The organism is Brevibacillus sp. HB1.4B (assembly GCF_013284285.1).
GTDB classification, from domain to species: Bacteria; Bacillota; Bacilli; order Brevibacillales; family Brevibacillaceae; genus Brevibacillus; species Brevibacillus porteri.
On record NZ_JABSUT010000003.1, the window covers coordinates 25891 to 44289 of the forward strand.

Below are 18399 nucleotides of genomic sequence, written 5' to 3' on the forward strand. Positions count from 1 at the left end.
TCGGGAAAGCCTCAGTGAAAAAAGAGTAAAGAAAACGAAAAAACTGGTAAAGATATTAAAACTTATAATTCAGAATATTTAATATAATACGAACTATCTCGCAAAAAGATCATGAGGGGGTTCGTGTATGGGATTTCGTTCCTGGATTTCTGTGGCGCTCCAATTAACGATGGCGACAGCATTGCTTGTAGGCTGTAGTCAGCCGGCGGCCACTCCTGACTCAGCATCGCCGTCAGGTGCGAATGGCGTCACGCTAAAAATGGTCGAGAGCATTACTAGCCCACAACGAACTGCGCTGTTAAAAGAAATGCTAGCCCAGTTTGAAGCAAAGAATCCGGGGATCAAAGTCGATTTGATTTCACCTCCCTTTGAAGGAGCCGATCAGAAGATCACACAGATGCTGATGGCAAAAGAAGAGCTGGACGTACTGGAGGTTCGTGAATTCAATGCCAAGCAGTTTTCGATGAATGGCTTTATTGAAAATTTGAAGCCCTACACAGACAAATGGAAAAATTACGATCAACTGACCGACGTCGCTAAACGTCGAGCCACTTGGGTGGACAAAACACCTTATTACATTCCGAATGGACTGTACCAGCGCGTCTTATATTATCGGACGGATTGGTTTAAGGAAGCTGGGATCGAGGTGCCGAAGACGTGGGATGAGCTCTTGGTCGCAGCCAAAAAGCTGACGGACCCAGCCAAAAACCGCTACGGATACAGCTTCCGGGGAGGGGCGACTGGGTGGGATTACGCGCTGATCACCATGTGGGCCTACAACGGGACAGAGGTCGACCCTGACTCTGCCTTTTTCATGAAGGATGGACGCACGCTCTTCTCCACGCCGCAATCACTAGAAGCGATGCAGTATTACAAACAGCTTTACAAGGAAGGCTCTCCAAAAGATTCGGTAAGCTGGGGCTTTCAGGAGATGGTACAGGGGTTTGTAGCGGGTTCGACTGCCATGCTGATTCAAGACCCTGACGTCATCGATGGAGCCAAGGAGAAGATGCAGGAAGGGACGTGGGCGACCGCTCCGATTCCGATTGGTCCTTCGGGCGTCGCTCAACAAGTAGTTGGTGGGCCAGGTTGGGGAATGACGTCGTACTCGAAGCACAAGGAAGAGGCGTGGAAGCTAATTGAATTCCTCTCTGATCCAGAACAGAGCACTCATTTTGCGAAAAAGACTTCCACGATTCCTGTCGTGAAAAGCGCGGCAGAAGATGAATTTTACAAGACTGGTTACTTCCAGCCGTTTATTGAGATGAGCCAGCAGCCGACGAAGTTCCTTGATGTTTCACGTCCTGTGGACTACAAAGGCTGGGGAGCTTGGCAAAGCACGGCGGATAAAGATATTCAGAGCTTTTTGCTCGATCAGCTCACCGCAGAGGACCTGCTGAAAAAATGGGATCAATACTGGACGAAAGAAAAAGCCGAACGAAAGTAGACGTGGGGGGATGGTAGCTTGGACACACAAAAACCCATCGTCATGACGACGAAGCAGGTTGTGCCGGAAGGGAAGAAATCGTTCCGGATTTCCAAAGAAGGTCGCTTCATATTTTTGTGCCTCTTGCCCGCCATTTTGTTTGTTTCGGTCTTTACGTATTATCCACTCGTGCGTGGAATCATCATGTCTTTTCAGAACTACACGCTCTTTGACTTGATGAATATTCAGTTCATCGGGCTGGACAACTTTGTGAACGTACTGACAAGTCCAGACTTTCCGCGAGTTGCCATGAACAGCTTTTACTGGGTGTTTTTCTCCCTCGTCTTTCAATTGATGTTTGGCTTTATGCTGGCCCTCTTGATGCGTAAAAAATTTCGCGGAAGAGGGATTTACCAGGCATTTGTCTTTTTCCCGTGGGCGATGTCCGGTTTTCTGATTGGGCTGATTTGGCGGTGGATGTTCAATGCCCAGTTTGGCGTCATTAATGATTTGCTCTTGAAAACGGGTCTGATCGATGCGCCGATTTCCTTTTTGGCGGATGGCACTTGGGCGATGGCTGCCGTCATTATCGCGAATATTTGGTATGGAGTCGCGTTTTTTGCCATCATGATTCTGGCTGCCCTGCAATCGATCCCAGAGGAGCTGTACGAAGCGGCGGCAATGGATGGAGCGGGGCGGATTCAGCAGTTGTGGAGTGTGACACTGCCGTATATCATGCCTACGATGCTTGTGACAATCCTGTTGCGGGTCATCTGGATTCTCAACTTCCCAGATATTATTTATGCGATGACAAATGGAGCTCCTGCAGGCTCCACGCATATTTTCGCTACCTACATGATCGATAAAGTCATCTTTGGACAAGACTACGGGCAAGCCTCGGCAGTAGGTGTCATCATCGTGCTGATTTTGATGTTGTTCTCGATCTTTTACGTGAAAGCGACCAAAGTAGAGAAGGGAGGGGACTTCTGATGCACCGTGAACATCTAGGGTGGAGGACTGGCAGAGCGATTGTATTGACCCTGTTTCTTGCTTTTGCGATTTTCCCGCTGTATTGGATTATCATTACGTCGCTCAAAGGTCAAAAGGAAATCTTTTCGCTCCCGATTCAATATTGGCCGGAACAGGTGACGTTGATCAACTACTTGGAGATCTTCCAGATTTCCCACTTTCAGGTGTATATCTGGAACAGCTTTCTCGTTTCCTTGGTCGCTTCGGCTATGGTCGTATTCATCGCGATGCTCGGTGGTTACGTGTTGGCCCGCTTTTCGTTTAAAGGAAAGCGGCAGGTAATGTTCGGATTTCTCGTCACCCAAATGATCCCGATGTTCATTGGCATGGCGCCGTTGTATATGATGATGTCCAAGATGCACATCTTAAACAGCCTGTTTTCGTTGATGCTCATCTACACGGTCATGCTGATTCCATTTTGTACGATCATCATGTCTGGCTTTTTCCAACGGATACCCAACGCTTTGGAGGAAGCAGCAATGATGGACGGCTGTTCCCGGTTGAGCGCCCTGTTTCACGTCATCGTGCCGATCATGCTCCCCGGAATTGCGGCCACGTTTATTTTCGCGTTCGTCCAATGCTGGAACGAGCTGATTATGGCAGTTCTGTTCATTGATGAAGAGTCAGTCAAAACGATTCCCGTCGCGATGAACGCCTTCATCAAAAAGTACGATATCGAATGGGGAGCGATGTCGGCAGCTACGGTGCTGTCAGTCATCCCGACGATGCTGCTGTTTGCGTTTTGTCAAAAGTACTTGGTGGAAGGGCTCACACAGGGTGCCGTAAAAGGCTAGAAGTAGTCACGCATGCCAGCTTGATACGCTGTCTCATCGTCGTTTTCCAGACCAAACAGCGCTTCCTCCAAGGCGAATGTACTACGGTAAAATCGCATCCTTGTCATCACCTGCTCAAGCTGGGGGTATACCGGAGTGAAGTGCTGCAAAAACGGTTCCCCGTAGCTGGCGCAGAGTCCTGCGAGGTCGTATGCCGGATCGCCCACACCCGAGCCGCCAAAGTCAATGATGCCTGTGATGCGCTGTTTTATCGGGGAGTACAAGATATTCCCTGTGCCAAAATCTCCGTGAGTCAAGCAAGGCTGAAAATCAAAGTGGGCAGGGTTTGCCAGATACGATTCGAACCGCTCGGCTACATCCTTTTTCGCTTGCTCACGCATTGCTGGGAACAAGTGCGAAACAATCTGTTCATACAGCTCAGTCAACTGCTTGGCCATGTCAAAATCGCCAGGGATGAGCTCTGGGAGCAAGGAGGAGACGGGAAGCTGGTGCAGTTCATGAAGAAATTGTGCCAGTTGGGCAGCGACAGTGGGTACCGAATTTTGACGAGAGGCTTCTTGAAAAGCTTCTCGGGTAAAAGGCTCACCTTCGAGTAGCGGATATCCGGCAAACACCCGCCCAGGTATTTCCTCGGCAAAGGACAAATAGATCGGAGTCGGAATCGGCAGGGAGAGATATGGTCTTACCGTACGTAAAATGTTTGTTTCGACCTTCAGTTGCTCGATTCCGGCGGTATATTTCGGGAAGCGAAACACGTACGCGTCATTGACGATGAGCACATCATTGTTTTGGCCCATCTCGTTAAAGTAGGCGGAAGTGATGGTCAATTCCGGATAAGTTGCTTGAATGTGTTGGATATACGCTTGCGTTGTCATCATGATTCTCCTTCCAATACTCCGCATTTCGAAAAAAGAGCACTCTCCCCTAAGGAAAGTGCTCTTTCGTATTTACGATGCTGCCAGTTCAAATCTGACGAGCGTTTCTTTGGTGTCTGCGAGCTTCTCTAGTTCAACAATTCGCCAGTTATGGGAGATTGTCCTGCGCATCCACGCCAATGCATCGTCTGGTAAGCGAACGTGGTGCAGCGCTGTTTCCTCAACGTGATAATCGTGCTCTGCTTGGATGTTGTAGCGTTTGTTTAGCAAAAACTTAATCCCGTTAAAAGTGGTGAACTTGATCTGGTAGCCTTCGCGAATCGCAGCCTCCAGCGTAGAGGGATCATTTTTGGACAGTTCAAAGAGATGGGTGTAATCGTACTTGCCGCCCTCCACGTCCGAAAAAGGCGTAGGGTCACCTGTTCTCAGCTTGTGGATGATTTCCTCATCGACGAATCCATGGGCACGGGCTGCCTCTAAGAGCATCGTTTCCCACTGGGATAGTTTTACGGTAGACATGGACTGTCCCCTCCTCTTATCACGATGTAACGGGACGGACATCGCCCGCCTTTCTTCAAGTATAAAGCAATGAAATTGTACTTCTCAACTACAATTCCGACTGTTTTAGTATGAAAAGTGCGGCGAACTGTTTTGATTAGGATGAAAGCGAGGAGAGCTTCTTCTTTTCACGCGGCTCCTTTGAGGTTGTGGTCAAGGTCACACCTGCAATGATGAGAACCGCACCGAAAAACTGTACAGCCGTTACAGGCTTTGCCAGCAATAGTAAGCCAAACAGCATGGCAATAAACGGTTCCAGATTGGCAAACATCGCTGCTTTGGCAGCGCCTACCTTCTGTAGTTGACTGTTCCAGATTAGGGTCACAATACCGTGCATGATGACAGCGGTGACAAACAAGAGAATCCAGGATGAGAGGCTGGTGCTTACCGTGGCCGTAGGGATGCTGATCAGGACAAAAGGCAGCATCGATCCGAAGCCGATCAAATTGGATACGAGCGTCGTCACGAGTGGAGGAAGTCGATGTCCCAACAACCTGACGAGTATGATCGAGGTCGCGAATGTCAGCATCGTCAATACAATCCAAAGGATACCTACATCAAAATGCAGCTCTGCCCCTGTATAAATGACGAATAAAACGCCTGATGTACCGATCACCGAACCGATTGCCATGCGGCCAGTCAGTGATTCTTTCAAGAACAAGGCAGCCAAGAGAGCGGTTGTAATCGGCGTCAGCGCCAGGATCAGAGCAGAGGTGGTCGGATCAGCCGTTACGAGCCCTTTGTAAAAGGACCACTGGTTGATGAATACGCCGACCACTCCCAGTACCGCGAGCAAGAACCAGTCCGTACGAGTGAGCTTTGGCATTTTCAGACGCCCTCTGGACCAAATGAGCAGAAACAGCACGATAAACAAGAGACGCATAGCCGACAAAAAGAGCGGAGAAAACTCTGCGACGAGCATTTTCCCGAAGACGAAATTGCTGCCCCAAGCGGTTACGCAAAAAATGAGCAGCAAGTAGGAGCGTAGCATAGGATTCGTTCCTTCCTGTGGGTCAGCGAGTGTGATCCGGCGTTCGGATGTACCGTTTCCATAGCCAGGTCATGCACAAGTAGGCCGTTAAGACCAGAGCTGTACATAAGGAGGCAATCCAGATTGCCATCATCGGATCGACGTACATCCGGCTGCTATAGCCTGCGACGAATCCCATAACTGCGCTGATCAAAATGAAAGTAGGTGCCTTCCCCTTCGTCAACACGATGACGACGACAGGCAAAAACAGCGAGGCATACATAATGCCAAAGAAGAACAGCAAATCCAGCAAGGTCGGCTGGAAGTAGATCGTCAAACCATACGAAAGCGCACCGATAGCAATGGCAAGGATGTAGCCCAAACGGATTTTTTGCCGTTCTGAAGCGTCTGGGCGGAACAGCTGATAGACGTTGTTGACCATCAGACTGATCATGGAATGAAGACCTGCACCAAAAGCGGACATGATCGCACCGAAGGCACAGAGGACAAATAATATAAGCAATATCATCGTGTCAATCTTGCGTACGAGATCAAACAACAGCGAGTAAATATCATCAAAGCCGCCCGTAAAAAGAACGATGATGATCAGCGAGGAAAACGCCAGTGGTACGGTGGCAAAAATGAGTCCGGACACCAGAAAGGTAGGGACGATCTTTTTTTCTTCCATCATATAGAGACGCTGCCACGATGCCTGATCGACAAACACTTGACCAAACCCAATCAACAGCCCGGTAATGATAAAAAAAAGACCCTCATTGTTGTTGAGCACCAGAAGGTAAGGATGGTAAAGACGCAGTCCGTTATAGACATGCTCGACACCTTTACCGACGAAAAAGTAGACGGGAATCAGGATGATGGCCGCAAACGTAATGACAATTTGTACGATGGCAAAACGATGGATCGAGCGAATACCTCCGATGCCTGCAAACAGCACACAAAATCCAAAAAAGCAGAGCAAGCCGAGCGGGATCGGTAAGCCAAACAAGATGTTCAGCAATACGCCCCCAGCCATTCCCTGGACGAACATCGCTTCAATCGTGGTAATCAAAAGGATGATGATCATTAGCCAGTAACCAAACGGATGTAGCTTGTCCCGCATGTAATCCCCGATAGTCATCCCTTCTGATAACTCACGGCGGACCTTACGCCCAAGCAGTCCAAACATACTAAGGGCAAATGCTCCCATCAAAGCGAAGCCGATCCCGCCAAATATCCCGTATTTGACGAGTGCTTCTGGTGAACCGAATATTGTGTTTCCGGTCACCCAGCGGGCGAGGATCGAGACGACGCCAAGCCCAATGCCGATCTTTGCTGCGCCTACCACGTATTCGCGAAAGGATAAGTAGGTCAAGATGCATTCCCCTTGTCCCGGTATTCTTTCGGGGTTTTCCCCACTACCTTGCGAAAAATGGTGCTGAAATAGTGTTGGCTGTTGAAGCCAGTCCGCTCGGCAACCGTCGATATGCTCCAATCAGGATGAGCGATCAGGAACTTCTTCGACATTTGAATGCGGTACTGCATTAAATACTCGGAAAAGGAGACACCCACTTCTTCATGAAAGCGGCGACTCAAATAGGTAGGATTGATATGGACCTCTGCGGCAAGATCAGCTAGATTCAGCTTCTCCGCGAATTTTTGATGAATGATGTTCATCGCATCGGAAATAATTCGGGTGTAAGCGGAGAGGGCAGGGCTCTTCTGATATTTTTTCAGAATGTCGACCAGCTCGCTCTCAATGACGGGCTTCGTGATGTAATCCACGACACCGAGGCGGATCGATTGCTTGGCATAATGAAAATCTTGATAAGCCGTGACAATGATGAGCTCGATGTCTTTGTGCTGGGCTCTCAGCTCTTCGCCAAGCACCAGCCCGGATTTCCCCGGAAGATTAATGTCCAGAAAGGCGAGATGAAGAGGAACCTTCTGGCTGATCGCCATGGCTTGACTGCCATCTGCGGCCTTGTAGAATTTCCACAAGGGGAACATGGGCTGAATCAAATACTCGAGCTGGTCCAGCTCCAATGGTTCGTCATCCACGAGTAGTACGTTCATCTTCTCACCTCAGATCGATTTGTTCATAAGTACAGGGCCACCTGACAGACACAAGAGTTCCTCCCTCAGATATCGGAGCAAGCTCCAGATGTGCATGATCACCAAAACAAAGGTGGAGCCGCCTGCGGATGTTGTCCAACCCGTGACCGCTCTTCTCATGTGGCTGTTCCGTTTCGATCTCACTTTCATTCTGGAAGGCTGTGAGTCCGGAAGAACCGTTGTCGATGACCGTAAGCAGGACATCGTCATCTTTTCGGCTTATGCGGATGTCTAAGATAGCTTCGCCCATTTTTCGTTCCAATCCATGCTTAAATGCGTTTTCCACAATCGTCTGCAAGACGAAAGGGGGAATGGATGCTTGCAAGAGATCATCTGCACAATCAAGTTGAATCCGGAGCCGATCGCCGAAACGCAGCTTTTGAATCTCCAAATATTGCTCCGTGTACGTAATCTCCCGCGCCAATGAAATCAATGGCTCTGTGGATTTATATTTGAATTTGAGAAACTGGGAGAGGACTTCGAGCGCTCTCACCAGTTCCTTCGTTCGGTTCAATCGCGCCAGACTCAGAATGACATTTAGCGTATTAAACAAGAAGTGAGGCTGGATTTGTTGATTCAACTGATTGTAAAGCGCTTGCTGCAATTCTTTCTCCAGCTCGATCTTCAGATTTTTGTTTTCTAACAGATCAATCCGCTTCTCGAAAATGAACAGAAACAATAAAGCAATAGCTCCTATGATAGGAGCCAAAATAAACAGCAGAATGAGCAATGTGAAACCTTCGAAGCTTATCATGAGATCCCTTCTGTTATGGATAGATTTTGCAGTTACCATCATATCATGCTGCTTCGTGATCTCTTGCGATTTTAGAAAATTTTAATCTCTATTACTAGACTTGAACGATGTGGCAGGCGACTTGATGAGTATCGTGTAGGCTGATCAAGCCAGGCACTTCTGTTTTGCAGCGATCAATCGCATACGGGCAACGCGTATGGAAGCGGCAGCCCTGCGGAGGATTGATCGGAGAAGGTACATCGCCGCGCAGAATGATCCGCTCCTGCTTTTTGCTTACGTCCGGTACCGGGATCGCAGACAGGAGTGCCTGCGTGTAAGGATGCTGCGGATTGTCGAACAGCGACTTTTTATCCGCGATCTCTACCACTTTACCGAGGTACATCACCATGACGCGATCCGAGATGTGACGAACGACGCCGAGGTCATGAGAGATAAACAAATACGTCAGCTTGAACTGCCTTTGCAATGATTTCAGGAGATTCAGCACTTGAGCCTGAATGGATACGTCGAGTGCCGATACGGCTTCGTCACAAATGATCAGCTTCGGTTGCATCGCGAGTGCACGGGCAATCCCGATCCGTTGGCGTTGTCCGCCGCTGAATTCATGCGGGAAGCGGTCAATTTGATCCGGACGCAAACCTACATAGCCGAGCAGCTCGATTATACGCTCGCGGCGTTGATGCGCAGGAACGATATTTTGGATCGCCAACGCTTCCCCGAGAATAGCGGATACCGATTGGCGCGGGTTGAGTGAAGCAAATGGGTCCTGGAAAATGACCTGCAAATGCTTGCGCATGTCGCGCATTTGCTTCTTGGACATCGCCAGCAGATCTTGTCCTTCGAATAGTACCGTTCCGCTCGTCGGTTCATCCAGACGGAGGATGGCACGACCGGTAGTGGATTTTCCACAACCGGATTCGCCTACAATACTCAGTGTTTCACCTTCATGGATCGTGAAGCTAATGTCATCCACGGCTTTTACGTGGTTGACGGTACGGCCTAAAATGCCGCCTTTGATCGGGAAGTGCTGCTTGAGATTTTTTACTTCGAGCAGTGGTTTTTTCGTTGGATTCGCTTGTGTCGTCATCATGGTCATACCCCCACTTCCGTAGCAGTCTTGGTGTCGCCGTCCCACTCAGACGTATACATCCAGCAGCGTACTTTGCTTCCGTCTGCATACTCCAAGAGCTCAGGAAGCTTCGTATTGCACAGCTCTGTTGCATGCGGGCAACGTGGAGCGAATCGGCATCCAACTGGCATGTTGAACGGACTTGGTACATTTCCTTTAATCGCTTGCAGCTCTTCCACGTCCTCATCCAGACGGGGGAGGGAGTTCATTAGCCCCACTGTATAGGGATGGCGTGGATTCGAAAACAAGTTTTGTGCAGTCGTGTACTCCACGACTTTTCCTGCGTACATGACTGCAACGCGATCGCATGTTTCAGCAACAACGCCCAGATCGTGGGTAATCATGATAATGCTCATGCCCATTTCGACTTGCAGCTTTTTCATCAGCTCGAGAATCTGAGCCTGAATCGTAACGTCCAAAGCGGTTGTCGGTTCATCCGCGATCAAAATTTCCGGGCGGCAGGCGAGAGCCATCGCGATCATGACGCGTTGGCGCATACCCCCAGACAATTCATGCGGCTCTTGAGTCGCGCGTTTTTCCGGGGAAGGAATACCGACCAGACGCAGCATGTCTACTGCTTTGTCCCATGCTTCCTTACGTCCCATGTTTTGGTGCAGGCGCAATACCTCTGCGATTTGTTCCCCAACCGAATAAACCGGATTAAGCGAGGTCATTGGCTCTTGGAAAATCATCGAAATCTCGTTGCCGCGGATCGCGCGCATGTCTGCTTCTGATTTTTTCGTCAGGTCTTGCCCTTTGAAAAGGATTTCTCCTCCTACAATTTTTCCCGGAGGACTGGCAATCAAACGGAGGATCGAGAGGGAAGTGATACTTTTTCCACAGCCCGATTCTCCTACCAGACCTAGTGTCTCTCCTCTATTTAGAGAGAAATCAACGCCGTCCACTGCTTTACTGACGCCATCGTCTGTGAAAAAATGCGTTTGCAGATTGCGAACGTCCAGGATGATATCTCGTTGTTCCGGCATGGTGATCCCTCCTTAGTTCAGATCAATTCGTTTATTAAAGTAGCGATACAATACATCGACGAGTAGGTTCACGAATACGAAGATAATGGAAGCGATCAGTACGCCGCCTTGTACGACAGGCAAATCACGCATGCGGATCGCATCGACAATTAGACGACCCAAGCCGTTGATGGCAAATACAGATTCTACGAGAACCGTACCACCCAAAAGGAATCCGAACTGCAAGCCAACGACCGTAATAATCGGGATCAACGCGTTTTTCAAAGCATGCTTGTAAATGATGACTGTTTCACGCAGGCCTTTTGCTTTCGCTGTGCGGATGTAGTCTTGACGCACGACGTCGAGCATACTGGAGCGAGTCATACGAGCAACGATGGCAGCCCCAGCGGTACCGAGTGTGATCGCTGGCAAAATCATGTGCTTCCAGGTGCCCCAGCCTGCAACAGGGAAGAGTTGCAGCTTGACGGAGAACGTGTAGATTAAGCTCAAGCCGAGCCAAAAGCTTGGTAAGGATACACCGAGCAAGGCAATAACCATGATCGTAATATCAGCAGCAGAGTATTGCTTGGTAGCAGAGACGATACCTGCGATCATACCGAGTACAACGGTTACAAAAATACTGGCGAGTGCGAGTTCGATGGTAGCAGGCAAGCGCGCCATAATCTCATCCCACACGGGAAGATTAGAGCGAAGTGACGTACCTAGATCACCTTGGAACACGTTAAAGACATATTGCGCGTACTGAACCATGATGGGTTGATCCAAGCCGAGTTGTGTACGCATTTTTGCAATCGTTTCTGCAGAAGCGCCTTCACCGGCGAGCAATACAGCCGGGTCGCCAGGAACCATTTGCATGATCAAAAACACGACCAGAATGACACCGAGCAGGACGGGAATCATCTGCAGCAGGCGACGGATAATGTAAACAAACATGAAGATTTCCCTCCTATTGTTTCATTCGTGGATCGAGAGCGTCCCTGAGGCCGTCCCCAAAGATGTTGAAGCCGAGAACAAGAGTTGCAATAGCGAAACCAGGGAACATGGCCAGATGCGGAGCGGTAAACAAGAAGTCGCGTCCGTTACTAAGCATGGCGCCCCACTCCGGCAGAGGAGGCTGTGCTCCCAGTCCGAGGAACGACAGGCCAGCGGCGGATAGAATCGCGGTAGCTAGGCGCATCGTTGCCTGTACGATAATAGGAGACAAAATGTTTGGAAAAATGTGTCTAAAGATAATCGTGAAGTCATTGGCACCGAGTGAGCGGATCGCATCGATGTACTCCAGTTTTTTCACGGTCAAGGTAGAGCCGCGGACGATCCGTGCAAATACAGGAATCGAGAAGATACCAACGGCGATCATAACGTTAAAGAGACTTGGCCCTAAGGCACTGACAATGGCCAGAGATAGCAGGATTCCCGGGAAGGCGAGCAAAACATCGATGATACGGGAGATGACCGTATCTACCCAGCCTCCGTAGTAACCGGATAATAAGCCAAGAATAATTCCGAAAAATGCACCAATAAAGACGGCGACGAATCCGACGGACATCGAGAGCTGCGTTCCGTATAAAAGACGGCTCATTACATCCCGACCTTTGTCATCGGTACCCATCCAGTGCTCAGCAGATGGTGGCTTCAATTTGTTAACCAAATCAATCTCATAGGGATCGTAAGGAGCGATGAATGGTGCCAACAGGGCAATCGCGATGTAAAAAATCACGATACAGCCGCCTACCATGGCGAGTTTGTTTTTTCGTAGTTTCCTGTAAAAAGTCCGCCATCTGCTAGGGCGTGCAGCCGCTGCTTTCGGCGGAAGAGCTTGATTAGTTGGTGCAATCTCAACCTTCATGGTGTAACCCCTCCTTTGCTTACGTCAAAGTTATCAGAAAAATGTACGAAGTAAAGGCAATTTGAACAAGTCGTAAAAATAGTGAAAATAGACGTAAAGATTGTGCAAATCAAGTCTTCCGGCTTCCTAGATAATGGGGGAGAAAGGAATGGAGAGAGACAAAGAGAGGGTGGATAATGGATGGGCGTTACCTATTGGTTGACCAATGTTCGTTTGGAGACGGGCTACCGTCGGGAAAACGGTGTCGTCACGGGGACAGAGGCATCCTTGTTTCACATTTTGGTAAAAGACGGAAAATTCGCGCGTATTGTACCAGCGACAGAGAAGCTTACAGACGGTATTTTGCAAAAGGATGCAAAAGGCTTATTGGCACTCCCATCTTTCGTAGAGAAGCATGTTCATTTGGACAAAACGCTTCAGGGAGAACCATGGCGGGCCGTTATTCCTGTGTCCAATATTATTGAGCGTTGCGAGATTGAGAAGCGCACACTGCCAGGATTGCCGACAACCACACAAGAGCGTGCGGAGAATCTGTTGGAGATCCTCTTGTCTTATGGATCGACACACGTACGTACACATGTGGACATTTACCCAGAAGTGGGAATCTCCAATTTGGAATCAGTAAAAGCAGCATTAGCAACCTACGCGGATCGAGTCACCCATGAGATCGTCGCATTCCCGCAGCATGGCTTGTTGCGTACAGACGCAAAAGCACTCTTGCGTGAGGCATTGCGCCAAGGTGCGACTCATGTCGGAGGCGTAGACCCAGCTAATGTGGATGGCGATATAGAAGAATCTTTGCACCAGATGATGGAGCTGGCGGTAGAAGCAAACGCAGGTGTGGACTTGCATTTGCATGACCCGGGACATTTGGGAACCTACACAATGAAGCGACTAGCAGCAATGACCGTAGACGCTGGCTGGCAAGGCCGCGTAGCAATTAGCCATGCGTTTGCGCTCGGAGACATCCCTGTGCAGGAAGCAGAAGAGATGGCGACGATCCTGCGGGAAGCGGGCATTACGATCATCACCAGTGTGCCATTTAGCCGCGTTATTCCACCTGTGCAGCTTTTGCACCAAAATGGCGTCGACGTTGCGGTCGGCTGCGACAACATTTTTGACACGTGGCAGCCATACGGAAATGGCGATGTGCTGGAGCGCCTCTGGCGACTTGCTGAACGCAATCGTTGGCTGGACGAGTTGTCTCTGTCACAATCGCTGCGTTTTATCACAGGTGGCAAAACGACGTTGGATGCCAACGGAACACAGCTGTGGCCTGCACAAGGTGAAGACGCTAGCCTGATCCTCGTGAACGCGACCTGCTCGGCAGAAGCGATCGCGCGCCGTGCCGATCGACATGCTGTATTTTTCAAAGGCACTCTCGCTTCTGGTCAAGTGGAAGAAGTGAACGTTTAAGAGGGGGGAAAAGCCCGTGAAATCTTCTCCTTATTGGATCGTCAACGCGCGATTGGAAAACGGGTATGAGTGGGAAGAAGGCGTGATCACTGGAACGCGGACAGAGCTGTGCGATTTGCTCATTGAGCATGGGAAAATTACACGGATTGTCCCTTCCAGTGAGATTTTGGAAGATGGGCTACCTAAAAAGGACGCGAAAGGCTTACTGATTTTGCCGTCTATGGCCGAGAAGCACATTCATCTGGAAAAAACGTATTACGGCGGTCCGTGGAAGGCAACAACTCCCGTAAAAAACTTGTTCGAACGCCACGCTGAGGACAGAGGGCTGTTGCCAATGTACCTCAAACAGGCTCAGACAGGAGCAGAAAATATTCTCTCGCTGCTGGTGGAAACAGGAGTTACGCATGTAAGAACGCATTGTCATGTAGACCCACAGGTTGGTCTTGGGTTCTTGGAAGGAATGAAGAAGGCGTTCGAGACGTATGCAGACCGTGTCTCCCACGAAATCGTTGCTTTCCCGCATTATGGCATGCTGCGTACACAAGCGCGAGACATGGTACGTGAGGCACTGCGTCAAGGCGCCACTCATGTAGGCGGCGTCGATCCAGGTGGAGTAGACGGAGACATCGAGCGTTCTCTGCAAACGATGCTAGAGTTGGCAGTCGAAGCGGATGCCGACATTGACATGCATTTGCATGATCCGGGGCATCTCGGCGTATTTACGATGAAGCGCCTCGCTGATCTGACGGAAGAGGCAGGCTGGCAAGGACGTGTCACGATTAGTCACGCGATGGGGTTAGGCGATGTTTCGCAGGAAGAAGCCAGAGAGATGGCACAACGACTCGCCTCCCTTGGTATCTCCGTTGCATCGACCGTGCCGATCAATCGCCTGACCATTCCGATTCCGTTGCTGCATCAAGAAGGGGTTGCCGTCATGCTTGGAAACGACAGCTTGACTGACAACTGGACACCCTTTGGCAGTGGAGACTTGTTGGAAAAAGCAGGACGACTGGCTGAACGCTTTCGCTTGACGGATGAAAGATCGTTAGGCGTAGCACTCGGCTTCGTGACAGAAGGGCGGATCACTCTCGATGAAACCGGAAATCGCCTGTGGCCATTGGTTGGAGATGAGGCGAGCCTGATGGCGGTCGAAGCGACATGTTCAGCAGAAGCTGTTGCGAGACGTGCCAAGCGCAAGGTCGTTCTTTTCCAAGGCAACCGGGTAGCGGGTGAGTGGTAGTACTACTTTTAAATAGAAAGGATGTCATGGATAGATGTCTACAGCCTATTGGATTACCAACCTCCGCTTGGAGAGCGGATACCGCAAAGAAAACGACAAGGTGGTTGCTACAGATACTGAAGTGGCGCATCTATTAATCGAAGACGGACGAATTGCACAGATCGTGAGTGGAGCTGCTCCACAAACCGAGCTGCCAACGAAGGATGCCAGCGGTCTGTTGGCACTGCCGTCATTTAGGGATATGCACATCCACATCGATAAAACGTACTATGGCGGTCCTTGGAAAGCCGTGACACCAGTGAAAAACATCTTGGGTCGACTGGAAGAAGAGAGCCAGCTCATGCCGAAGCTGTTGCCAACAGCACAAGAGCGCGCAGAAAAAATGCTGGAATTGCTGCTGTCCGCAGGCTCCACCCATATTCGCTCCCATTGTAATATCGATCCGTACATCGGACTTAAAAACCTGGAAGCGACTATGGCAGCCCTGGAGACCTTCAGCGGCAGATTGCAGTGCGAGGTCGTTGCCTTCCCGCAGCAAGGTCTTCTGCGAAGCAACCAAGTGGAGAACATCCGCCAAGCCTTGAAAATGGGCGCAACCTACGTTGGGGGTGTAGACCCGGCGACAGTGGATCAAAACATCGAGAAATCGCTCGCTACCATTTTTGAGCTGGCAGTCGAAGCGAATGCTCCAATCGACGTTCACTTGCATGACCCGGATCATCTCGGGGTGTTTACATTCAAGCGTCTGGCTAAAATGACCGAAGAAGCAGGATGGCAAGGTCGCGTTACGATCAGCCATGCCAATTCCCTTGCTGACATCAGTCTGGAAGAAGCAGGCGAAGTAGCTGAAATGCTCGCTGGATTGGGCATTTCGATCACTTCCACCGTACCGGTGAACAGAGGGACGATTCCCATTCCATTGCTGCATGAAAAAGGTGTCTCCGTCTCTCTCGGAGACGACAGTATTACTGATCACTGGTCGCCATTTGGACAAGGCGATAGCTTAGAAAAAGCAGGTCGCTTGGCAGAGCGCTTCCGTATGCAGGATGAGCGTTCACTGTCCCAAGCACTGGGCTTTATTACAGGCGGGAAGACGCCGCTGGATAAAGAGGGCAACCGCATGTGGCCGAATGTTGGCGACGAGGCGGATATCGTATTCGTTCACGCATCCTCGGCAGCAGAAGCAGTTGCACGACGTGCGAAGCGTCAAGCGGTCATGTATCGTGGTAATGTTGTTTCCGGGGCTTTGTAAAATCGAAAAGGAAAGAATAAAAAGGCAGAACCACAGGGTTTTGCCTTTTTTCTTTTGGTAAGTGTCTATAGTGGCCATAACGTGGAATTTATTTTCGTTTATATTGGTTTATTCCAATTTTATTAAACAATGGATTTTATTTGAGTTACTATTAGTAAAACTCATATTTTTCAGACATGTTTTGGGGGTGTCATTTTGTCGTTCATTGCAGAGACAAAAAACGTAGAACGCACGTTTGGTAGAGGGGCAACTGCCGTCAGAGCGCTTGCGGGGGTAAAAATACGTGTAGAATCAGGACGATTGCTCGTACTAAAAGGCAGATCAGGATCAGGAAAAACGACTCTATTAAACCTTTTGGGTGGTCTCGATCGTCCGACGGCAGGAAGCGTGTACTTTCAGGGACGAGAAATCGGCCAGCTATCGGATCATGAGCGAACGAAGATCAGGCAAAAGAACATGGCATTTATCTTCCAGTCGTTTGGTTTGCTGCCGCTGATGTCAGCCGCTGAAAACGTCGAGTTTGGACTCCGCCTGTCAGGGGTGCCTGCTGCCGAATGGAGGGAGCGTGTTCGCGAATCGCTGGATATCGTTGGTTTGTCCAAACGGGCGCATCATCGGCCGTTTGAGATGTCCGGTGGAGAACAGCAACGCTGTGCGATTGCCAGAGCTGTTGCGAACAGGCCGACACTACTATTGGCGGATGAGCCGACAGCTGAGCTGGATAGTAAAACGGGTCTGCAAATTAGCCGTTTGTTTCGCCAACTGGTCGATGAAGGTGCTATGAGCATTGTCATGACGACACATGATCCTGGTGTAATGGAGGTGGCGGACGATGTCTATGAATTGGAGGACGGTCGTATCAAGGAATAGCAAAATAAAATGGGCGTACTTGAGCGTTTTCCTTTTATTGACGGGCTGTTCCCTATTCCCTAAGGAAGAGGAGGTTCTGGCTCCGCCATTAGTGGAGCCGTCGCCTATCAAATACGAGGTGGCAGAAGTTTTACAAGGGCCGATCGTAAAAAGTGTGAAAGGAAACGCCTCCTTCACGACCGTGAAAACGGCGGAGCTCTCTTTCCCAGAGACGAAGGGACTGCGGCTGAAGTCGTTCTCTGTCCAAGGCGGCGATCAGGTGAAAAAAGGACAGGTACTTGCTGAATTGGATGCGGCTGAAATGGAGAGGTCGATCGAGTCGGCCCGGTATGAAGTGGAGAAGGCAAAGCTGGAGCTGCTTGAAGCCCAGCAGGATAATCACTACGAAGTCGAATCCGCCAAGCTGGACGTTTTGAAGGCAGAGATGAACGCTAAGGTAGACGAGACCAAGCTAGCCAAGATCGAATTGGAAAAGGTTAAGTTAGACTTGGCGAAATTGCAGGATCCCAAGAAGCAGCAGTACGTGGTGGAGCGTGCCAGGCTGAACGTGAAGCAAAAAGAGATGGACTTGAAGAATCTGCAACAGCGTTGGGCTGAGACCAAGCTGATCTCGCCTTTTGACGGAATCGTGCTTTTCGTAAGCAATCAACAGGTAGGGGATGAGGTGGAGGCGCATCAAAAGTTGGTAACGATAGGCGATCCGAACAAGCTGTTCGTGGTGTATACCGCTCCCGAGAAAGAGGCGCTGCAAGATGTTAGGGAAGGGATGAAAGTGATTCTCTCGGGCAAAGACGGCGAAAAAGGCGAGGGGACAGTTGTTCAGACGCCCCTGCATGTCCCTTCCAATTTACCAGAGGATTTGACGAAGCTGTATCAGAGAAGTCTACTCATTACACCGAAAATCCCTCCAAAGGGCTTAGAGATCGGGACAGGAGTCAGTATTGAAGTGATTGTGGACAAGGAGGATCAGACGCTTTTTATACCGAGAAAAGCACTTCATGAATTATCAGGCAGGAAGTACGTTCGGGTGCTCGACGGGAATAGCAAGAAGGAAGTGGACGTGGAGACTGGTATCATGACCCAGACGGAGGTTGAGATTCGCAAAGGTCTTTCGGCAGGCCAACTGGTTATTTTGGAATAGG

18 protein-coding genes are annotated in these 18399 nt (G+C 49.8%); 8 read left to right on the forward strand and 10 right to left on the reverse strand.

Translation table 11 applies throughout. The features are described 5' to 3' along the window. Positions 1–127: 127 nt before the first annotated feature. Genes HP398_RS08065 through HP398_RS08075 form a run of 3 tightly spaced genes read left to right on the forward strand, consistent with a single transcriptional unit; the run spans position 128 to position 3249 of the window. On the forward strand, positions 128–1447 hold the full coding sequence (locus HP398_RS08065) for an ABC transporter substrate-binding protein (RefSeq protein ID WP_017250967.1): 1320 nt from the start codon (positions 128–130) through the stop codon (positions 1445–1447). 18 nt (positions 1448–1465) lie between these two features. Further along, a complete protein-coding gene (locus HP398_RS08070; protein ID WP_173622340.1) occupies positions 1466–2416 on the forward strand; it encodes a carbohydrate ABC transporter permease in 951 nt (316 codons plus the stop codon). Continuing rightward, positions 2416–3249, forward strand: a complete 834-nt coding sequence (locus tag HP398_RS08075) for a carbohydrate ABC transporter permease (RefSeq protein WP_173622341.1) — start codon at positions 2416–2418, stop codon at positions 3247–3249. Before HP398_RS08070 ends, HP398_RS08075 begins: the two co-directional genes overlap by 1 nt. Here the strand turns inward: HP398_RS08075 and HP398_RS08080 are convergent. The 10 genes from HP398_RS08080 to nikC all read right to left on the reverse strand — a co-directional run bounded on the left by HP398_RS08080 (position 3246) and on the right by nikC (position 12479). After that, positions 3246–4124 carry a phosphotransferase family protein gene (locus HP398_RS08080; protein ID WP_173622535.1) on the reverse strand — a complete coding sequence of 293 codons (879 nt, stop codon included), beginning with the start codon at positions 4122–4124 and terminating at the stop codon, positions 3246–3248. The two genes, HP398_RS08075 and HP398_RS08080, sit on opposite strands and share 4 nt — an antisense overlap. 72 nt (positions 4125–4196) lie before the next feature. Next, positions 4197–4643 (reverse strand): hypothetical protein, encoded by a 447-nt coding sequence (locus HP398_RS08085; protein WP_173622342.1) that lies wholly within the window; start codon positions 4641–4643, stop codon positions 4197–4199. Positions 4644–4779: 136 nt separating this feature from the next. Beyond that, positions 4780–5673: a DMT family transporter gene (locus HP398_RS08090; RefSeq protein ID WP_017250972.1), complete on the reverse strand. Its 894-nt coding sequence runs from the start codon at positions 5671–5673 to the stop codon at positions 4780–4782. 22 nt (positions 5674–5695) lie between these two features. Further along, positions 5696–7024, reverse strand: a complete 1329-nt coding sequence (locus tag HP398_RS08095; RefSeq protein WP_017250973.1) for a sodium:solute symporter family transporter — start codon at positions 7022–7024, stop codon at positions 5696–5698. Beyond that, positions 7021–7725: a response regulator transcription factor gene (locus tag HP398_RS08100; RefSeq protein WP_017250974.1), complete on the reverse strand. Its 705-nt coding sequence runs from the start codon at positions 7723–7725 to the stop codon at positions 7021–7023. The genes HP398_RS08095 and HP398_RS08100 overlap by 4 nt, the downstream gene beginning before the upstream one ends. Before the next feature lie 4 nt (positions 7726–7729). Continuing rightward, on the reverse strand, positions 7730–8518 hold the full coding sequence (locus tag HP398_RS08105) for a sensor histidine kinase (RefSeq protein ID WP_017250975.1): 789 nt from the start codon (positions 8516–8518) through the stop codon (positions 7730–7732). Positions 8519–8612: 94 nt separating this feature from the next. After that, positions 8613–9608 (reverse strand): ABC transporter ATP-binding protein, encoded by a 996-nt coding sequence (locus HP398_RS08110; protein ID WP_254475972.1) that lies wholly within the window; start codon positions 9606–9608, stop codon positions 8613–8615. A gap of 2 nt (positions 9609–9610) precedes the next feature. After that, on the reverse strand, positions 9611–10633 hold the full coding sequence (locus HP398_RS08115) for an ABC transporter ATP-binding protein (RefSeq protein WP_017250977.1): 1023 nt from the start codon (positions 10631–10633) through the stop codon (positions 9611–9613). Positions 10634–10645: 12 nt separating this feature from the next. Beyond that, positions 10646–11566 (reverse strand): nickel ABC transporter permease, encoded by a 921-nt coding sequence (gene nikB, locus HP398_RS08120; RefSeq protein ID WP_017250978.1) that lies wholly within the window; start codon positions 11564–11566, stop codon positions 10646–10648. Positions 11567–11579: 13 nt separating this feature from the next. Next, positions 11580–12479, reverse strand: coding sequence for a nickel transporter permease (gene nikC, locus HP398_RS08125; RefSeq protein ID WP_017250979.1), 900 nt, complete (start codon positions 12477–12479; stop codon positions 11580–11582). A gap of 180 nt (positions 12480–12659) precedes the next feature. Here nikC and HP398_RS08130 point away from each other — a divergent pair, with 180 nt between their 5' ends. The 5 genes from HP398_RS08130 (at position 12660) to HP398_RS08150 (ending at position 18398) form a co-directional block, all read left to right on the forward strand. Further along, the gene (locus HP398_RS08130; protein WP_173622343.1) at positions 12660–13895 is read left to right on the forward strand and encodes an amidohydrolase; all 1236 of its coding nucleotides are present in this window, start codon (positions 12660–12662) and stop codon (positions 13893–13895) included. Positions 13896–13911: 16 nt separating this feature from the next. After that, on the forward strand, positions 13912–15135 hold the full coding sequence (locus HP398_RS08135; RefSeq protein WP_173622344.1) for an amidohydrolase: 1224 nt from the start codon (positions 13912–13914) through the stop codon (positions 15133–15135). A 34-nt stretch (positions 15136–15169) separates the two neighbouring features. After that, positions 15170–16387 carry an amidohydrolase family protein gene (locus HP398_RS08140; protein WP_017250982.1) on the forward strand — a complete coding sequence of 406 codons (1218 nt, stop codon included), beginning with the start codon at positions 15170–15172 and terminating at the stop codon, positions 16385–16387. A gap of 195 nt (positions 16388–16582) precedes the next feature. Then, positions 16583–17257, forward strand: coding sequence for an ABC transporter ATP-binding protein (locus HP398_RS08145; RefSeq protein ID WP_017250983.1), 675 nt, complete (start codon positions 16583–16585; stop codon positions 17255–17257). Then, positions 17220–18398 carry an efflux RND transporter periplasmic adaptor subunit gene (locus tag HP398_RS08150; RefSeq protein ID WP_026043284.1) on the forward strand — a complete coding sequence of 393 codons (1179 nt, stop codon included), beginning with the start codon at positions 17220–17222 and terminating at the stop codon, positions 18396–18398. The genes HP398_RS08145 and HP398_RS08150 overlap by 38 nt, the downstream gene beginning before the upstream one ends. Position 18399 lies beyond the last annotated feature (1 nt).

What these genes read in the sequence shown, in the direction of transcription:
- nikB (WP_017250978.1), bottom strand. Translation starts at nt 11,566, where the DNA reads ATGTTTGTTTACATTATCCGTCGCCTGCTGCAGATGATTCCCGTCCTG.
- HP398_RS08150 (WP_026043284.1), top strand. Translation starts at nt 17,220, where the DNA reads ATGTCTATGAATTGGAGGACGGTCGTATCAAGGAATAGCAAAATAAAA.
- HP398_RS08065 (WP_017250967.1), top strand. Translation starts at nt 128, where the DNA reads ATGGGATTTCGTTCCTGGATTTCTGTGGCGCTCCAATTAACGATGGCG.
- HP398_RS08130 (WP_173622343.1), top strand. Translation starts at nt 12,660, where the DNA reads ATGGGCGTTACCTATTGGTTGACCAATGTTCGTTTGGAGACGGGCTAC.
- nikC (WP_017250979.1), bottom strand. Translation starts at nt 12,479, where the DNA reads ATGAAGGTTGAGATTGCACCAACTAATCAAGCTCTTCCGCCGAAAGCA.
- HP398_RS08105 (WP_017250975.1), bottom strand. Translation starts at nt 8,518, where the DNA reads ATGATAAGCTTCGAAGGTTTCACATTGCTCATTCTGCTGTTTATTTTG.
- HP398_RS08080 (WP_173622535.1), bottom strand. Translation starts at nt 4,124, where the DNA reads ATGACAACGCAAGCGTATATCCAACACATTCAAGCAACTTATCCGGAA.
- HP398_RS08075 (WP_173622341.1), top strand. Translation starts at nt 2,416, where the DNA reads ATGCACCGTGAACATCTAGGGTGGAGGACTGGCAGAGCGATTGTATTG.
- HP398_RS08140 (WP_017250982.1), top strand. Translation starts at nt 15,170, where the DNA reads ATGTCTACAGCCTATTGGATTACCAACCTCCGCTTGGAGAGCGGATAC.
- HP398_RS08090 (WP_017250972.1), bottom strand. Translation starts at nt 5,673, where the DNA reads ATGCTACGCTCCTACTTGCTGCTCATTTTTTGCGTAACCGCTTGGGGC.
- HP398_RS08100 (WP_017250974.1), bottom strand. Translation starts at nt 7,725, where the DNA reads ATGAACGTACTACTCGTGGATGACGAACCATTGGAGCTGGACCAGCTC.
- HP398_RS08115 (WP_017250977.1), bottom strand. Translation starts at nt 10,633, where the DNA reads ATGCCGGAACAACGAGATATCATCCTGGACGTTCGCAATCTGCAAACG.
- HP398_RS08110 (WP_254475972.1), bottom strand. Translation starts at nt 9,608, where the DNA reads ATGATGACGACACAAGCGAATCCAACGAAAAAACCACTGCTCGAAGTA.
- HP398_RS08085 (WP_173622342.1), bottom strand. Translation starts at nt 4,643, where the DNA reads ATGTCTACCGTAAAACTATCCCAGTGGGAAACGATGCTCTTAGAGGCA.